Origin of the sequence: Pseudomonas sp. LTR0, from assembly GCF_036630035.1 — a bacterium.
Classification (GTDB): Bacteria; Pseudomonadota; Gammaproteobacteria; order Pseudomonadales; family Pseudomonadaceae; genus Aquipseudomonas; species Aquipseudomonas putida_Y.
This window is the reverse complement of sequence record NZ_CP123734.1, coordinates 5,450,514-5,467,062: the sequence shown is the minus strand read 5'-3', so window position 1 is coordinate 5,467,062 and position 16,549 is coordinate 5,450,514. Positions and strand designations below refer to the sequence as shown.

The 16,549-nt window shown below is 60.5% G+C and carries 14 protein-coding genes; 6 read left to right on the top strand and 8 right to left on the bottom strand.

The window, feature by feature from the left end:
- Positions 1-15: 15 nt before the first annotated feature.
- A complete protein-coding gene (locus QCL51_RS24955) occupies positions 16-1,776 on the top strand; it encodes a cation:proton antiporter (protein ID WP_021785293.1) in 1,761 nt (586 codons plus the stop codon).
- Between the two features lie 154 nt (positions 1,777-1,930).
- Here the strand turns inward: QCL51_RS24955 and QCL51_RS24950 are convergent, their stop codons facing one another.
- From QCL51_RS24950 to zwf, 4 genes are all read right to left on the bottom strand, one after another.
- The gene (locus tag QCL51_RS24950; RefSeq protein WP_003253266.1) at positions 1,931-2,338 is read right to left on the bottom strand and encodes an SMI1/KNR4 family protein; all 408 of its coding nucleotides are present in this window, start codon (positions 2,336-2,338) and stop codon (positions 1,931-1,933) included.
- Positions 2,339-2,451: 113 nt separating this feature from the next.
- Positions 2,452-3,306, bottom strand: a complete 855-nt coding sequence (locus tag QCL51_RS24945; RefSeq protein ID WP_021785292.1) for a TIM44-like domain-containing protein — start codon at positions 3,304-3,306, stop codon at positions 2,452-2,454.
- A 131-nt stretch (positions 3,307-3,437) separates the two neighbouring features.
- Positions 3,438-5,624 (bottom strand): DNA helicase II, encoded by a 2,187-nt coding sequence (uvrD, locus tag QCL51_RS24940; protein ID WP_021785291.1) that lies wholly within the window; start codon positions 5,622-5,624, stop codon positions 3,438-3,440.
- Positions 5,625-5,838: 214 nt separating this feature from the next.
- A complete protein-coding gene (gene zwf / locus QCL51_RS24935) occupies positions 5,839-7,281 on the bottom strand; it encodes a glucose-6-phosphate dehydrogenase (protein ID WP_021785290.1) in 1,443 nt (480 codons plus the stop codon).
- 103 nt (positions 7,282-7,384) lie between these two features.
- On the opposite strand from zwf, the gene hexR reads away from it, so the two are divergent.
- Together hexR and QCL51_RS24925 are read left to right on the top strand one after the other, a co-directional pair.
- The gene (gene hexR / locus QCL51_RS24930) at positions 7,385-8,251 is read left to right on the top strand and encodes a transcriptional regulator HexR (RefSeq protein WP_003253273.1); all 867 of its coding nucleotides are present in this window, start codon (positions 7,385-7,387) and stop codon (positions 8,249-8,251) included.
- Positions 8,252-8,446: 195 nt separating this feature from the next.
- Positions 8,447-8,665 carry a hypothetical protein gene (locus QCL51_RS24925; RefSeq protein ID WP_061405728.1) on the top strand — a complete coding sequence of 73 codons (219 nt, stop codon included), beginning with the start codon at positions 8,447-8,449 and terminating at the stop codon, positions 8,663-8,665.
- Here the strand turns inward: QCL51_RS24925 and QCL51_RS24920 are convergent.
- Positions 8,607-9,569 carry a LysR family transcriptional regulator gene (locus QCL51_RS24920; RefSeq protein WP_021785289.1) on the bottom strand — a complete coding sequence of 321 codons (963 nt, stop codon included), beginning with the start codon at positions 9,567-9,569 and terminating at the stop codon, positions 8,607-8,609. The genes QCL51_RS24925 and QCL51_RS24920 overlap by 59 nt on opposite strands.
- 189 nt (positions 9,570-9,758) lie before the next feature.
- On the opposite strand from QCL51_RS24920, the gene QCL51_RS24915 reads away from it, so the two are divergent.
- Both QCL51_RS24915 and oadA read left to right on the top strand, forming a co-directional pair.
- Positions 9,759-11,174, top strand: a complete 1,416-nt coding sequence (locus tag QCL51_RS24915) for an acetyl-CoA carboxylase biotin carboxylase subunit (RefSeq protein ID WP_003253279.1) — start codon at positions 9,759-9,761, stop codon at positions 11,172-11,174.
- Positions 11,175-11,185: 11 nt separating this feature from the next.
- Positions 11,186-12,994, top strand: a complete 1,809-nt coding sequence (gene oadA / locus QCL51_RS24910) for a sodium-extruding oxaloacetate decarboxylase subunit alpha (RefSeq protein ID WP_021785288.1) — start codon at positions 11,186-11,188, stop codon at positions 12,992-12,994.
- 160 nt (positions 12,995-13,154) lie between these two features.
- Here the strand turns inward: oadA and QCL51_RS24905 are convergent, their stop codons facing one another.
- The 3 genes from QCL51_RS24905 to QCL51_RS24895 are packed head-to-tail and all read right to left on the bottom strand — an operon-like array spanning position 13,155 to position 14,922.
- Entirely contained in the window at positions 13,155-13,826 is a 672-nt protein-coding gene (locus tag QCL51_RS24905; RefSeq protein WP_103469561.1) for a GNAT family protein, read from the bottom strand.
- A 7-nt stretch (positions 13,827-13,833) separates the two neighbouring features.
- A complete protein-coding gene (locus QCL51_RS24900) occupies positions 13,834-14,280 on the bottom strand; it encodes a GNAT family N-acetyltransferase (protein ID WP_021785286.1) in 447 nt (148 codons plus the stop codon).
- A 12-nt stretch (positions 14,281-14,292) separates the two neighbouring features.
- The gene (locus QCL51_RS24895; protein WP_021785285.1) at positions 14,293-14,922 is read right to left on the bottom strand and encodes an FMN-binding negative transcriptional regulator; all 630 of its coding nucleotides are present in this window, start codon (positions 14,920-14,922) and stop codon (positions 14,293-14,295) included.
- Positions 14,923-15,011: 89 nt separating this feature from the next.
- Here QCL51_RS24895 and QCL51_RS24890 point away from each other — a divergent pair, with 89 nt between their 5' ends.
- Positions 15,012-16,541, top strand: a complete 1,530-nt coding sequence (locus QCL51_RS24890; RefSeq protein WP_021785284.1) for a PLP-dependent aminotransferase family protein — start codon at positions 15,012-15,014, stop codon at positions 16,539-16,541.
- The last annotated feature ends 8 nt before the right edge of the window (positions 16,542-16,549 follow it).

Below are 16,549 nucleotides of genomic sequence, written 5' to 3'. Positions count from 1 at the left end.
AAGGAGTATCACGCCATGCATGCCATCAGCTTCATCCAGGACCTGGCAGTCATCATGCTGATCGCTGGCGTCGTCACCATTCTTTTTCACCGCCTGAAGCAGCCGGTGGTGCTGGGCTACATTGTCGCCGGCTTCATCATTGGCCCACATACTCCCCCATTCGGCCTTATTCATGACGAAGAAACCATCAAGATCCTCGCTGAACTGGGCGTGATATTCCTCATGTTCTGTCTGGGGCTCGAGTTCAGCCTGCGCAAGTTGTTCAAGGTTGGCGCCACGGCGTTCATCGCAGCGTTCCTGGAAATCGTCCTGATGATCTGGATCGGCTTCGAGATTGGCCGCTGGTTTGGCTGGAGCACCATGGATTCACTGTTCCTGGGCGCCATCCTGGCCATTTCCTCCACCACCATCATCGTCAAGGCGCTCAACGACTTGAAGATGAAGAACGAGCGCTTTGCCCAGCTGATTTTTGGCGTGTTGATCGTCGAGGACATTCTTGGCATCGGTATCATTGCCCTGCTGTCAGGTATCGCGGTCAGCGGCACGGTCAGCTCGGGTGAGGTGTTCTCCACTGTCGGCAAACTGTCGCTGTTCATGATCGTCGCCCTGGTCATCGGTATTTTGCTGGTGCCGCGGTTATTGGCCTACGTCGCCAGGTTCGAAAGCAACGAAATGTTGCTGATCACCGTTCTGGGCCTGTGTTTCGGCTTCTGCCTGCTGGTAGTGAAGCTGGAATACAGCATGGTGCTAGGCGCTTTCCTGATTGGCGCGATCATGGCCGAATCACGGCAGCTATTGAAAATTGAACGCTTGATCGAGCCTGTACGCGACCTTTTCAGCGCCATCTTCTTCGTCGCCATTGGTCTGATGATTGACCCTCAGGTGCTCCTCGACTATGCCTGGCCGATCGTGGTCATTACGTTGGCGGTGGTACTGGGCAAGATGCTGTCTTGTGGCATGGGGGCGTTCATTGCTGGCAATGATGGGCGCACGTCACTGCGTGTTGGCATGGGGCTTTCGCAGATCGGCGAGTTCTCCTTCATCATTGCCGCGCTGGGCATGACCCTGCAGGTGACCAGCGACTTCCTTTACCCGGTGGCGGTGGCAGTATCGGCAATCACTACGTTGCTGACACCCTACCTGATCCGCGCGGCTGACCCGTTGTCGCAGAAACTGGGCAATGTGGTGCCCGCCCGCCTCGCGCGCGTGCTGTCGTTGTATGGTGAGTGGTTGCGCAACATCCAGCCGCAGGGCGAGAGTGCCATGCTGGCGGCGATGATCCGGCGCATCCTGTTGCAGGTTGGGGTGAACCTGGCGCTGGTGATCGCCATCTTCTTCAGTGGCGGCTACTTTGCAGGGCGTATCGGCAATTGGCTCAGTGAGTGGGTCAGCGATGTAAGCCAGCAGAAGGCCATCATTTGGGGGGCTGCATTGCTGCTGTCACTGCCTTTCCTGATCGCCGCGTACCGCAAGCTAAAGGCACTCTCGATGCTACTGGCAGAGATGGGCGTGAAGCCGGAAATGGCCGGGCGACATACCCAGCGCGTGCGCCGTGTGATCGCCGAAGTGATCCCGCTGTTGTCGCTGCTGGTGATTTTCCTGCTGCTGTCGGCATTGTCCGCCAGCATTCTGCCCACCAGCGAATTGCTGCTGGTGATTGCCGTGGTGGCTGCGGTGGTGGTGGCGTTGTTGTGGCGCTGGTTCATCCGCGTGCACACGCGCATGCAGATCGCGTTGTTGGAGACGCTGGAGAACAGTCGCGAAAACTCGCACTGAGGGGTTGCGCCCGAGGCAAGATCTCCCGTTCGCCGAGAAGATGGGCTATAGCGATGTCGCCAGGCGTGGAAAGCCTGGCGATTTAACGACCTTGACGCGCTAAGACGTCATTTTTCCTGCCTCAGATCGCGAGCTTCTCTATAGGCTCTAGCGATCAGCTCTCCAGCCAAACATCTCGCGCCCAGTGCCACACCGATTCCCAGCTGTCTTCGCCGACAATTTCCTCTTCGGCATCCCACAGCACCACGGTGCCGTCTTCTTCGACGCAATAGTAATTGTCGCCGTCCTGGCACAGCGGAATCAGGTCACGCGGTACGCCGGCATCCCAGGCATTGGATGCCACATCTGGCAGGTAGGTGTGCGACTGCGGATCAGTGACGGTAACAGGCTCAAGGGAGCCGTAAACCACATCACTTACGGTCAGCAGAAACTCTTTGAACACGAATGGAATATTGATGAACAGCTGCTCTTCGATCTCTACCAGTTGGTCTTCGTCGGGAAGCTCCAAGGGCACCGGTACCGGCTCATTCGCTTCACGGAGTTGTTCGATCACTTCTTCCACGGTTCACTTCCTCTAACCTAGATGACAACGCTGCGCCTTATACCCTAGTAGCCCACTTTGGCAAAAGCAAAAACCCCGGGCAAGCCCGGGGTTCTCTGTTTAGCACGCAGCGATTAGCCGTTTTGACGGATACCGGCTACCAGCCAAGGCTGGTTCTCGCCTTGGGCGCGAACCATGTGCCAGCTTTCGCTGAACACTTCGCCCTGGTCGAAGCGCGAATTCTTCGACACGCCACGGAAGGTCAGGGTAGCGTCGGTGCGGTCGGCGCGATCATCGACACCGTCCAGCTGCACTTCCAGGTTATCGATGTAGGTAGACTGGAAGCCATCACCCAGTTCAGCACGCTCACGCTTGAGGAACTCGAGCATTTGCGGGGTAACGAACTCGCTGATCTTGTCCATTTCGTTGGCATCCCAGTGCTGCTGCAGCGACTGGAAATGGCTACGGGCTGCAGCCAGGAAGCTCTGCTCGTTGAACCAGGCCGGCGCGTTGATCACCGGGGCTGCTGCGGCAGCAGGTGCGGCCGAACCACCGAAAATCGACGGTTGCGCAGGCTGAGCGTGAGCCTCACGCTGCATCGGCGCATGGCCCGGCATGGCCATTTGTGGCTGCTGCTGGCGGCGGCGCGCGGCGATGAAGCGGAACACGAGGAAGGCGATGAGCGCCACGATCAGGAAGTCCATGATCTGGAAGCCTTCGAAACCGTCGCCCATGAACATGGAAGCCAGCAGGCCACCGGCGGCGAGGCCGGCCAGTGGGCCCAACCAGCGCGAAGCACCGCTTGCGGCAGCCGGTGCACGGCCAGGTGCGGTCGGCGCGGCTGCAGGCGTGGTTGGCGTAGCCTGGCGGGTCTGGTGGATAGGCGCGGAGCCCGAGCTCTTGCCGCCGCCGAAACGCTTGGCGCTGGCGTCCAGGCTCAGCGTCAGGCCGACGCAGAGCGCCAGTGCGATGCTAAGAAAACGTTGCATAAGTGGGATATCCCCTGTTGTGGATTGCACGCGCGTCATGGTGCACAGGTTCCCAGGCACATGACCAGCGACATAGTGTTTCGAGCTTTTGCCTGATGTTACAAAGTTGGCAGGCCCGACCCTTGTGGGCTTTAGACAGCCTCGAGCTTGGCATACCCCAGCATCAGCCATTTGCTACCTTCGGCAAAGTTCACCTGCACCCGCGCCTGAGCGCCAGAACCCTCGAAGTTGAGGATCACGCCTTCGCCGAATACTGCATGCTGCACACGCTGGCCAAGGTTGAACGCGGTCTGCGGAATGCTGGCATTGGCGAACAGGTTGCTGTTGGTGGCCGTCTTGGCCCCGCCGAACGGGCGGCTGACACTGTTGGACAGGCGTACTTCCTGAACCAGGCCGGCCGGAATTTCACGCACGAAACGCGACACCTTGTTATACGTCTCGCTGCCATAAAGGCGGCGTGTTTCGGCGTAGGTCATGACCAGCTGGCGCATGGCGCGGGTGATGCCTACATAGGCCAGGCGTCGTTCCTCTTCCAGGCGGCCGGGTTCTTCCAGGCTCATCTTGTGCGGGAACAAGCCTTCTTCCATGCCCACCAGGAACACATAGGGGAACTCAAGGCCTTTGGCGCTGTGCAGGGTCATCAGCTGGATGCTGTCTTCATGCTCGTCAGCCTGAGTATCGCCAGCTTCGAGTGAGGCGTGGCCAAGGAAGGCCGAGAGCGGGGACAGGTCGGCGTCTTCGTCGGTGGACTCGAAGTTGCGTGCGGCACTGACCAGTTCCTCAAGGTTTTCTACCCGTGCCTGGCCCTTTTCACCTTTTTCTTCCTGGTGATAGGTGATCAGGCCGGACTGTTCTATGGCGGTCTGGGTCATGGTATGCAGCGGCATGTCCACGACCTTGGCGGCCAGCCCCTCGATCAGCTCGATAAAGGCCCCCAGGGCACTGGCGGCGCGACCCTTCAGGGCCTTGGCAGCGAGCAGCTGGCACATGGCTTCCCACATGGACAGCTGGCTGTGGCGGGCGTGCTCGCGGATGGCTTCGACAGTTTTTTCGCCAATACCGCGCGGCGGCACGTTGATCACCCGCTCCAGAGCGGCATCGTTGCCACGCCCTTCGATCAGGCGCAGGTACGCCATGGCATTCTTGATTTCGGCGCGCTCGAAGAAGCGCTGGCCGCCATAGATGCGGTAGGGGATACGCTCACGCAGCAGGGCTTCTTCCAGCACTCGCGACTGGGCGTTGGAGCGGTACAGGATGGCGATCTCGTTGCGCGCATTGCCCTGCTTGACCAGGCTCTCGATGGTTTCCACTACATAGCGCGCTTCATCGTGCTCGTTGTAGGCCGCGTACAGGGTCAGTGGTTCGCCTTCGCCCATGTCGGTCCACAGTTCCTTGCCCAGGCGCCCGCTGTTATTGGCGATCAGCGCGTTGGCCGCCTTGAGGATGCCGCCGGTGGAGCGGTAGTTCTGCTCCAGGCGGATCATTTCGGCGTCGGGGAAGTCGGCGGTGTACTGGTGAATGTTTTCGATCTTGGCGCCGCGCCAGCCGTAGATCGACTGGTCGTCATCGCCTACCGCCATCAGGCTGTCGCCGCCGCGTGCCAGCAGGCGCAACCAGGCGTACTGCACGGCGTTGGTATCCTGGAACTCGTCCACCAGCACGTGGCGGAAGCGTCGCTGATAGTGCTCCAGCAGGCCCGGGTGGTCACGCCACAGGTCCAGGGCGCGAAGCAGCAGCTCGGAGAAATCGATGACCCCGGCGCGCTCGCAAGCCTGCTCGTAGGCGGTGTAGACCTCGCGCATGGTCGCCAGGAACAGGTCGCCCCCCGCCTGGATATGCTGCGGGCGCAGGCCTTCGTCTTTCTGCCCGTTGATGAACCACTGGGCCTGGCGTGCCGGCCACTTCTGCTCGTCCAGGCCCAACTCGCGCATCACCCGCTTGATCAGACGCTGCTGGTCGTCGCTGTCGAGGATCTGGAAATTCTGCACCAGCCGTGCTTCCTGCCAGTGGGCCCGCAACAGACGATGGGCCAGGCCGTGGAAGGTGCCGACCCACATGCCTGCCGGGTTGATGCCCAGCAGTTGTTCGATCCGCTGGCGCATTTCTGCTGCGGCCTTGTTGGTGAACGTCACCGACAGGATCGAGTGCGGCGATGCCTGCTCGACCTGGATCAGCCAGGCGATACGGTGTACCAGCACGCGGGTTTTACCGGAACCGGCACCGGCAAGCACCAGTTGACGCCCAAGCGTGGCCGCTACGGCCTGGCGTTGGGCATCGTTGAGGGAGTTCAGCAGGAGAGAGAGGTCGTCTGTGCGCATCGGGCCATTCTAGGGCGATGCCGGGTAAGGGGCAAATATCTACTGTATGAATATTCACCTGGCTGCATCCCGCTCATCGGTCCGGGGTCAGCTACGGCCTGCGCAAGCTGGCTGACGCATGGTCAGTCAATGGCCTTCAAGGCAAAGGACTTCGCCCCTTTGAACTTTATCTGCGCCTGTTTCAGATTGAAGGTAGCGTCAACGCGCAGGTAATTCAGCCATGCCAGTGCCTGCCATGCCTGGCGAGCAGGCTGTTGGCTTGCTCGGGCCCAGAACTGCCAGCCGGGTAGGGGCGGGGCGCCTGGAAGTGCTCTTCACAGCCCTTGATGATTGGATCTACCCAGGCCCAGGCTGCTTCCACTTCATCGCGGCGCATGAACAGTGTCGAATCACCTTCGAGCACATCCAGCAGCAAACGCTCGTAGGCTTCCCAGCGGCGAGTCTGGCTGAACACCTGGGCCAGATTAAGGTCCAGCTCCACGGGCTCCAGGCGCATGCCCTTGCCTGGGCTCTTGGTCATCATGCGCAGGCTGATGCGTTCGTCCGGTTGCAGCTGTATCAGTAGCTGGTTTACCTGGCCGCCACTGAACAGTTCGTGAGGCACTGGCTTGAACTGGATGACGATCTGCGAAGCGCGCCGCGCCATGCGTTTGCCGGTGCGCAGATAGAAGGGCACGCCCGCCCAGCGCCAGTTGTCGATGTGCGCCTCGATGGCCACGAAAGTCTCGGTATCGCTGTCGTTGTCGACATCCTTTTCAAAGTAGTAGGCCGGCACTTCCTGGCCGCCGATACGCCCGGCGCCATATTGGCCGCGTACTGTCTTGTCCTGCACATCCTGGCCAGTGATCGGCTTGAGGGCGCGCAGGATTTTCACCTTTTCGTCGCGTACCGCTTCGGCCTCGAACTGCGCAGGTGGCTCCATGGCCACCAGGCACAGCAGTTGCAGAAGGTGGTTCTGCAGCATGTCGCGAATAGCCCCGGCGCGATCGTAGTAGGCACCGCGGTTTTCTACGCCCAGCGTCTCGCAAACGCTGATCTGGACATGGTCGACCTGGTTGTTGCGCCACACCGGCTCCAGCAGGGCATTGGCAAAACGCAGGGCCATCAGGTTCTGCACGGTTTCCTTGCCCAGGTAGTGGTCGATGCGGAACACCTGGCTTTCTTCGAACACCGTGCCAATCGCTTCATTGATGGCAGTGGCGGATTCCAGCGAATGGCCGATCGGTTTTTCCAGCACGATGCGCGCTTCGGTGTCGGCCAGTCCGGCAATGCGCAGGTGGTTGGCAATCGGCACGAACAGGTTGGGAGCGGTGGCCAGGTAGAAGATGCGCGTCAGCCCACCGGGTTCGCCCAGGTAGCGTGCCAGGCGGCCGAAGTCGGCGCTTTGTGAAGCATCCATCGGGAAGTAGTCGACCCGTGCAGAAAACCGCTGCCACACCTCCTCGTCGAAGTCGCTGCGGGCAATCTGCGCGCGACAATGGCGTTCGGCAAGTTTCAGGTAGTCGAGGCGTGGCAGGTTGCGTCTGGCCAGTGCGATGACCCGCACGGCAGGGTTCAGACGGGCCTCGCGAAACAGGTGGTAGAGCGCCGGAAGCAATTTGTGCAGGGCCAGATCACCGGTGCCGCCGAAGACCAGAATGTCGCAAGGAATAGTCAAACCGCCACTCTCCACGTTCGTTTAACTGGGCGGGTTGGCGTCCATGTAGTATAACTACAAGAAAGCTACAACCCGGCAAGCCGATCATAACCGAGTCCAGCCTGTGAATCTGTTGCAACATATCGCCCAATCGCGCCACCTGCTGCGCAAATCGGAACTGAAAGTGGCCGACCACGTGCTGCTCGACCCGGCTGCCGTCATGCACAGCTCCATGGCCGACTTGGCGCACAGCGTGGGTATCAGTGAGCCGACCATCGTGCGTTTCTGCCGGGCCATTGGCTGCTCGGGTTTCCAGGACCTGAAGCTGAAGCTGGCACAAAGCCTGGCTGCAGGGGCCAGTTTCGGTCAGTTCGCCATCCACGAAGATGACTCGGTCGCCGACTACAGTCTGAAGATCTTCGACACCACCCTGCACACCCTGATGGAAGTGCGCGAGCACCTTGATCCGCAGGCGCTGCAACAAGCAGTGAGCGCCATGGCCCAGGCGCAGCGGGTAGAGTTCTATGGCTTTGGCGCGTCCGGTGCGGTTGCAGCCGATGCCCAGCACAAATTCTTCCGCCTGCTGCTCAGCGCGGCAGCGTATTCCGACCCGCACATGCAAGCGATGTCGGCGGTTACCCTGAAACCGGGTGATGTGGCGGTGTGTATTTCCCAGTCGGGCCGTTCCAAGGACCTGCTGATCACCGCCAACCTGGTGCGTGAGAGCGGCGCCAACCTGATTACCTTGTGCCCCAGCCAGACGCCGCTGGCCGAGCTGTCGACGGTCAACCTGGCGATCGACGTGCATGAAGACACCGAGATCTATACCCCTCTGACCTCGCGTATTGCCCACCTGGTGGTGATCGACGTGCTGGCCATGGGCGTTGCCATGGCGCGCGGGCCTAGCCTGGTCAACCACCTGAAGAGCGTGAAGCGCAGCTTGCGCAGCCTGCGTCTGTCGCCCAAGTCGATCAAGGCTACAGACGACTGAATTCAACCTGTACTGGCCTCTTCGCGGGCTTGCCCGCTTCCACAGGTACTGTGCACCTCTATAAATCGGTGCAATTCCTGTGGAAAGAGGCCGGTACAGGCCGTGAAAATTCACGATTCTGTCACCATTCCACCGCAAAACGGTAAACCATCAAGGCCAGTCTGAAACTCTCGCATCCTATCTGGGAGACAGGCAATGGCTCGTGACTTCGACGGTACGTACCAACCCAACGCCAAGGCTCGCAAGCAGCAGGAAAAGGATCAGCGCCGCATGGAATACCGCCGCGCGATCGAAAGCTATTGCGACCAACGTCAACTGCTCCGCGACCTGGCGGACTACCCTGAGCTGCAAGCACTCACGGTATGGCAGTCATCGGCGGCAACTTCCCCGAAAAACGTTCAACAAGCGCGCTGATCAATGCACGTTCGCCGCGGATGAATGCCAGGAACGCCAAGGCCACCGGCGACTGCCGCTTGGCCTTGGCCTGCACCACGCACCAGCTACGGTACAGCGGCAGTTCCTCGACCGGTAATTCCTTCAGCACACCGGTGGCCAGTTCCAGGTTGACTGCGTGACGGGTCAGCAGGGCGATCCCCAAGCCGGCGATCACGCATTCGCGCTGGGCATCGGCCGAGGCTACCTCAAGCGTCTGGGCGAAATGCACGCGCTTGTCCTTGAAGTACTCTTCGCACGCCTTGCGTGTTCCCGAACCCTGCTCGCGGACTAACAGGGTATGAGGCTCCAGGTCCTGCATGCGCAACTGCTCCAGCTTGCACAGCGGGTGGTTCGGCGGGGCAACCGCAACGATCGGGTTGTTGAGGAACGGCAGAAACTCCAGGCCCATGTCTTGCGGCACCATCGACATGATGATCAGGTCGTCGCGGTTATCGGAAAGGCGGCGGATGGCTTGGGCGCGGTTGACTACCGTCAGGGTCAGGTTGACCTCCGGGTGACGCTGCTTGAAGGCGGCGAACAGGTGTGGCACGAAGTACTTGGCACTGGACTCGATCGCCAGTTTCAACTGACCCTGCAATGAGCCCTGCATGTCCGACAGCTGCATGTCCAGGCTTTCCAGGCGCCCGAAGATATCGTGGCTGGCGCGCTGAAGGGCCTCGGCCGCCTCGGTCAGGTAGAGCTTCTTGCCCACGTACTCGAACAGTGGCTGGCCGATCAGCTCTTCAAGCTGGCGAATCTGTAGACTAACGGCGGGTTGCGTCAGCGCCATCTCCTCCGCAGCACGGCTGTACGAGCGCAAATCGCACACCTCATTGAAGATCTGGAGTTGACGCAATGTCATACGCATCAAGGACTTACGCATTTTAATCGGCTCTTCGGCAACACCCTGTTACCCAACTATAAGCTTTTACTAATACAGCCTCTAACAAATATTGATTTTTGTTTATCGACCTACAGCGCTAGGGTGAATACGCGACTGGCCAGCAACGTCTGGTCACGCGCCGACCGGTAGAACCGGCTCGACTGTTCCTACGGCTTTGGGAAGACTCCAGTGATAAAAAAAATCCTGATCGCCAACCGAGGTGAAATCGCAGTTCGGATCGTGCGTGCTTGCGCCGAGATGGGCATTCGCTCGGTAGCGATCTTTTCCGACGCCGACCGGCATGCCTTGCACGTCAAGCGCGCTGACGAAGCCCACAGCATCGGTGCCGAGCCGCTGGCCGGTTACCTGAACCCGCGCAAGCTGGTGAACCTGGCTGTGGAAACCGGCTGTGATGCCCTGCACCCGGGCTATGGTTTCCTTTCGGAAAACGCCGAACTGGCAGAGATTTGCGCCGAGCGCGGGATCAAGTTCATTGGCCCGGCCGCCGACGTGATCCGCCGTATGGGCGACAAGACCGAAGCGCGCCGCACCATGATTGCCGCCGGTGTGCCGGTAACCCCGGGCACCGAAGGCAACGTTGCCGATATTCATGAAGCCCTGAGCGAAGGTGACCGCATCGGTTATCCGGTGATGCTCAAGGCCACCTCCGGTGGTGGCGGCCGCGGTATTCGCCGCTGCAATAGCCGTGAAGAACTGGAACAGAACTTCCCGCGGGTAATTTCCGAGGCGACCAAGGCCTTTGGTTCGGCCGAAGTGTTCCTGGAGAAGTGCATCGTCAACCCAAAGCACATCGAGGCGCAAATTCTCGGTGACAGCTTCGGCAACGTAGTGCACCTGTTCGAGCGCGACTGCTCTATCCAGCGCCGTAACCAGAAGCTCATCGAAATTGCCCCGAGCCCACAGCTCACTCCCGAGCAGCGAGCCTACATCGGCGACCTGGCGGTGCGTGCGGCCAAAGCGGTGAATTACGAGAACGCCGGTACTGTGGAGTTCCTGCTCGCCGATGGCGAAGTGTACTTCATGGAAATGAACACCCGGGTGCAGGTGGAACACACCATTACCGAGGAAATCACCGGGATCGACATCGTTCGCGAGCAGATCCGCATTGCCTCGGGGCTGCCACTGTCGGTCAAGCAGGAAGATATTCAGCACCGTGGCTACGCTTTGCAGTTCCGTATCAATGCTGAAGACCCGAAAAACAACTTCCTGCCCAGCTTCGGCAAGATCACCCGTTACTATGCCCCCGGCGGCCCAGGCGTGCGTACCGACACGGCGATCTACACCGGCTATACCATTCCGCCGTTCTACGACTCCATGTGCCTGAAGCTGGTGGTGTGGGCGTTGACCTGGGAAGAAGCCATGGACCGCGGCCTGCGGGCCCTGGACGACATGCGCGTGCAAGGGGTGAAGACCACCGCCGCGTACTACCAGGAAATCCTGCGCAATCCGGAATTCCGTAGCGGCCAGTTCAATACCAGCTTCGTCGAAAGCCACCCTGAATTGACCAACTACTCGATCAAGCGCAAACCCGAAGAGCTGGCCCTGGCCATCGCTGCCGCCATCGCCGCCCACGCAGGCCTGTGAGGAACCCCATAATGTCCAAGAAAATTCACGTAACCGACACGATCCTGCGCGACGCTCACCAGTCCCTGCTGGCCACCCGCATGCGTACCGAAGACATGCTGCCGATCTGCGACAAGCTCGACAAGGTTGGCTACTGGTCGCTGGAAGTCTGGGGTGGTGCCACCTTCGACGCCTGCGTGCGCTTCCTCAAGGAAGACCCGTGGGAGCGCCTGCGCAAGCTGCGTGCAGCGCTGCCCAACACCCGCCTGCAAATGCTGCTTCGCGGTCAGAACCTGTTGGGCTACCGCCACTACAGCGACGACGTGGTCAAGGCCTTCGTCGCCAAGGCTGCGGTTAACGGCATTGATGTGTTCCGCATTTTCGACGCCATGAACGACGTGCGTAACCTGCGCGTGGCCATCGAAGCGGTCAAGGCCGCCGGCAAGCACGCCCAGGGCACCATCGCTTACACCACCAGCCCGGTACACACCATCGAAGCCTTCGTGAAGCAGGCCAAGCAGATGGAAGCCATGGGTTGCGACTCGGTGGCGATCAAGGACATGGCTGGCCTGCTGACCCCGTTCGCCACTGGCGAGTTGGTCAAGGCGCTGAAGGCTGAACAGTCGCTGCCGGTGTTCATCCACTCCCACGATACCGCCGGTCTGGCTGCCATGTGCCAGCTCAAGGCCGTGGAAAATGGCGCCGACCACATCGACACCGCCATCTCCAGCTTCGCTTGGGGCACCAGCCACCCGGGTACCGAGTCGATGGTTGCTGCACTCAAGGGCAGCGAATTCGACACCGGCCTGGACCTGGAGCTTCTGCAGGAAATCGGGTTGTACTTCTATGGCGTGCGCAAGAAGTATCACCAGTTCGAAAGCGAGTTCACAACGGTGGACACCCGCGTGCAGGTCAACCAGGTACCGGGCGGCATGATTTCCAACCTGGCCAACCAGCTCAAGGAGCAGGGCGCCCTTAACCGCATGAACGAAGTGCTGGCCGAGATCCCGCGTGTTCGTGAAGACCTCGGCTTCCCGCCGCTGGTCACCCCGACCTCGCAGATCGTCGGCACCCAGGCCTTCTTCAACGTGCTGGCGGGTGAGCGCTACAAGACCATCACCAATGAGGTGAAGCTGTACCTGCAAGGTGGTTATGGCAAGGCCCCGGGTGTGGTCAACGAACAACTGCGTCGCCAGGCTATCGGCAGCGAAGAAGTGATCGATGTGCGCCCGGCTGACCTGCTGAAGCCGGAAATGGCCAAGTTGCGTAGCGACATCGGTGCCCTGGCCCGTTGCGAAGAGGACGTGCTGACCTTCGCCATGTTCCCGGACATTGGCCGCAAGTTCCTCGAAGAACGCGAAGCTGGCACGCTGACGCCTGAAGTTCTGCTGCCGATTCCGGAAGCCGGTGCCGTGGCTGCCCCAGGTGGTGAAGGCGTGCCGACCGAGTTCGTCATCGACGTTCACGGCGAAACCTACCGCGTCGACATCACCGGTGTGGGCGTTAAGGCCGAAGGCAAGCGTCACTTCTACCTGTCGATCGACGGCATGCCGGAAGAAGTGGTATTCGAGCCGCTCAACGAGTTCGTCAGCGGTGGCGGTAGCAAGCGCAAACAAGCTACTGACCCTGGCCACGTAAGCACCACCATGCCAGGGAACATCGTTGATGTGCTGGTCAAGGAAGGTGACATGGTCAAGGCCGGCCAGGCGGTCTTGATCACCGAAGCCATGAAGATGGAAACCGAAGTGCAGGCAGCCATCGCCGGCAAGATCGTGGCCATCCATGTGGCCAAGGGTGATCGCGTGACGCCGGGTGAGATCCTGATCGAGATCGAAGGCTGATTTAAGCCCTCATCTACAAGTGGTTAACCTCTGGGGAGCGGATGCTCCCCTTTTTTTGTGCCGGATTCACTAGCCTCTTCGCGGGTAGTCCACCTCATGACGCGCATCCCCCGCAGGAGCGGGTTCATCCGCGAAAAGGCCAGCTGATTCAGCACACCGTTCAACCTTTGCGGCACACCTCAAGGCTATCCACCTGGCCACCCGGCTGCTGGTTCTCCTCGCTCAGCCATCGCTCAAACCCGGCAGCTACCGCCGGCCATTCATCATCGGTAATCGAGTACCAAGCCGTATCGCGGTTATGGTCCTTGACCACCAGGTGCTTGCGGAACACCCCTTCGTAGACGAAGCCGAATCGTTCTGCCGCGCGTTTGGAGCGGGCATTGGCGTTATTGCACTTCCACTCCAGTCGTCGATTACCCAGCTCGAAGCCCAGCTTGCCCAGCAGATACACCGCCTCGGTACCCTTGGGCGTGCGCTGCATGGCGGCGCCGAAGGCGATGTGCCCGATCTCTATTCGGCCGTGGTCAGGCACGATCGACATCAGGCTGAGAATGCCTTGGGCCTGGCCACTGGCGCGGTCGATGACGGTATAGAAAAGCGGGTCGCGGCCAGCAGCATTGCCTTCCAGCCAGCGGTCAAAGGCGGCACGTTCGGCGAACGGGCCGTAGGGCAAGTAGTCCCACAGCACCGGATCGGAGGCCGGCCCCTGCAGCACCTCCCAGAGGTCTTCGCCATGGCGCTCTGCATCGAGCTTCTCCAGGCGGATGAAGCGGCCTTCAATTGGTTCGGCCTTGGGGGTGGCGGCGGGTTTCCAGTTCAATGCGTCTGTCATGTTCGACCTACAAGCCTTTGCGGAATTGGATGAAACCCGAGCGCTCTGCAACCTGCTGGTACAGGCTGATGGCAGTGGCGTTGGTTTCGTGGGTCAGCCAGTGCACCTTGATGCAGTTGTCGGCCTTGGCAGTGGTGTAGACGTACTCGATCAGCTGTCGACCAATGCCCAGGCCACGTTGCGTGCTGTCCACATACAGGTCCTGCAGGTAGCAGGAATTCTCGATGCTCCAGTTGGAACGATGGTAGATGAAGTTGACCATCCCCACCGCCTTGCCGTCGACCCAGGCCAGTGCCGAATGGGTTGGCTCGTTGGGGTCGAGCAAGCGTTGCCAGGTGCTCAGGCTGATGGCATCGGCCAGTTTGGTCTCGTAGAAGTGCAAGTAGGCCTGCCACAGGGTGTGCCAGGCGGCGTGATCCTGGGCAGTGACAGGGCGCAGAGTAACGCTGGTCATGGGGCTATTCCTTCAGGCTTGGCGCATGTGCGCCGCGAGTTGTTTGTCCAGTTGATCGGGGCTGGCGGTCAGGCCCTCGCGCACGCCAGCGACGTCTTGCCCGGAGCGGTTCTGGCTGAGCTTGCGTGCACCTTGAAGGCGCGCAATGGGCAGGCGGATGCCGACGATGGCACGCAGCATGCCCTCGATGTAGTCGGCAGGTGCATCGGTGACTTTCCATGGTTCGCTGCGACCCTGTTCGTGGCGGTCGGTCAGGCGGCTTACGATAGCCAGTAGCGGCTCGGCCTCATGGATGACTTCGGCCGGGCCATAAGCGTGCACCGCCAGGTAGTTCCAGGTCGGCACCACCTTGGGGTTATCGGCCTTGCTTGGGTAATAGCTGGGGCTGACATAAGCATCGGCGCCGGGGAATACCAGCAGCGCTTCTGCGCCTTGCTGCAGGTCTTGCCATTGGCGGTTGGCCCGGGCCAGGTGAGCATACACAGTGCCGTAAACGCCCTCGGCGGTATCGACCAGCACCGGCAGGTGTGTGGCCAGAAGGCCCTGCTCGCCTTGGCTGATCAGAACGGCCAGGCGGGTGTCTAGCATGTGCTGGTGCAGGCGGGTGAGGTCGTGTTCCTGGTGGGGCTTACTGGTGTACATGGCGGGATCCTTGTCGAATGGCTCCATCCTAGGCAGGCTATTGGTTCTATGTAAGAGCCATTTATGCCTGTTTTGATAGGTCCAATACCATGAGTGAGTCCCCCCTCATACTGCCTTTCGACCCTGCCGGGATCGCCCTTGATCGCCGCCGCGGGCTTAGCCAGCAGCTGTATCAGGCGTTGCGAGCACGGGTACTGGATGGGCGTCTGAGCAGTGGTACGCGGCTGCCGGCCACGCGCGACCTGGCTGCCATGTTGGCGCTTTCACGCAACAGCGTGGTGCGCGCCTATGATCAGCTGTATGCCGAGGGCTTCATCGAAAGTCGGGTCGGCGATGGCACTTACGTTAGCCTACTGCCCAAACTGTCCACAGAAGTATCCACAGGGTTATCCCTATGCTTATCAACAGGTTTATCCACATTTCCTGAAGAAAATACTGAGGATTTATCCAGCGAGAGACTTTTCCGTGAGCCTCTGCAGCGCCTGAAAAGCAACCATTTACCACCTCCCAGAAGTGGCGCGCCGCGTGCATTTCGAGTCGGCATTCCGGCATTCGACCTGTTCCCGTTTGACGTATGGGCCAAGCTACAGGCGGGTTTCTGGCGCAACCCGTCCCCTGCGCAACTGGGCTATGGTGACCCGGCAGGTGAACCGGCTTTGCGCGATCTGATTGCGGCCTACTTACGCCGCTCGCGGGGGCTGAACTGCACAGCTGAACAAATTGTGATCACAAGCGGTGCGCAGCAGGCCATCAGCCTTTGTGCACAGTTGCTGCTGCAATCGGGCGACGGTGTGGCTGTGGAAAACCCAGGCTATCGGGCGGCCGCGCATGCCTTCACGCTCGCGGGGGGGCGGGTGGTTGGCGTACCTGTGGATGAAGACGGGCTGGACTGCGACCGGCTCGAACAGTTGACGGATTGTCGGCTGACCTATGTCACGCCTGCGCACCAATACCCGACCGGGGTGACCATGAGCCTTGCACGTCGCCTGGCATTGCTGGCCTGGGCTGAACGCAGTGGCGGCTGGATCATCGAGGACGACTACGACGGCGAGTATCGCTACAGCGGTGCCCCGCTGGCCCCGCTGGCGGCGCTCGACCGGCACGGGCGGGTGCTGTATGTCGGTACTTTCGGCAAGATAGCCTTCCCGGCGTTGCGTCTGGGCTACCTGGTGCTACCACCAAGTCTGGTGCAGGCGTTCAGCCAGGGCAAAGCGTTGGCGGTACGGCATTCGGAGGTCAGCAGCCAGTGCGTGATGGCCGAGTTCATGGCGCGAGGGCATTTTCAGCGGCATATCCGCCGCATGCGCAAGGCGGCGTTGAAGCGGCGCGATGTGCTCATGGCCGGTTGGCCTGTGGATATTCCGGGGTTGGGCGCAATGCTGGAAGTGGCGGCTGGGCTGCATGTGAAGGTCGATGTGGATAACTTTGCTCGGGAACAGGAGCTGGTGGCCAAGGCCGAGGCGGTGGGGGTGGAGGTGACGCCACTGAGCAATTTCTGGTTGGCGGACAGCGAGGCGCCTGTGGATAAACGGGCAGGCCTGGTGTTGGGCTTTGCTGCGGTGCCGGAGGGCGAGATAGCCGAGGCCTTGATGAAACTACGCAAAGTCTGGAGAAAATGAAGGGGGCT

What these genes read in the sequence shown, in the direction of transcription:
- QCL51_RS24895 (WP_021785285.1), bottom strand. Translation starts at nt 14,922, where the DNA reads ATGTACACCAGTAAGCCCCACCAGGAACACGACCTCACCCGCCTGCAC.
- QCL51_RS24890 (WP_021785284.1), top strand. Translation starts at nt 15,012, where the DNA reads ATGAGTGAGTCCCCCCTCATACTGCCTTTCGACCCTGCCGGGATCGCC.
- QCL51_RS24955 (WP_021785293.1), top strand. Translation starts at nt 16, where the DNA reads ATGCATGCCATCAGCTTCATCCAGGACCTGGCAGTCATCATGCTGATC.
- QCL51_RS24900 (WP_021785286.1), bottom strand. Translation starts at nt 14,280, where the DNA reads ATGACCAGCGTTACTCTGCGCCCTGTCACTGCCCAGGATCACGCCGCC.
- QCL51_RS24920 (WP_021785289.1), bottom strand. Translation starts at nt 9,569, where the DNA reads ATGCGTAAGTCCTTGATGCGTATGACATTGCGTCAACTCCAGATCTTC.
- QCL51_RS24925 (WP_061405728.1), top strand. Translation starts at nt 8,447, where the DNA reads ATGGCTCGTGACTTCGACGGTACGTACCAACCCAACGCCAAGGCTCGC.
- oadA (WP_021785288.1), top strand. Translation starts at nt 11,186, where the DNA reads ATGTCCAAGAAAATTCACGTAACCGACACGATCCTGCGCGACGCTCAC.
- QCL51_RS24905 (WP_103469561.1), bottom strand. Translation starts at nt 13,826, where the DNA reads ATGACAGACGCATTGAACTGGAAACCCGCCGCCACCCCCAAGGCCGAA.
- uvrD (WP_021785291.1), bottom strand. Translation starts at nt 5,624, where the DNA reads ATGCGCACAGACGACCTCTCTCTCCTGCTGAACTCCCTCAACGATGCC.
- QCL51_RS24945 (WP_021785292.1), bottom strand. Translation starts at nt 3,306, where the DNA reads ATGCAACGTTTTCTTAGCATCGCACTGGCGCTCTGCGTCGGCCTGACG.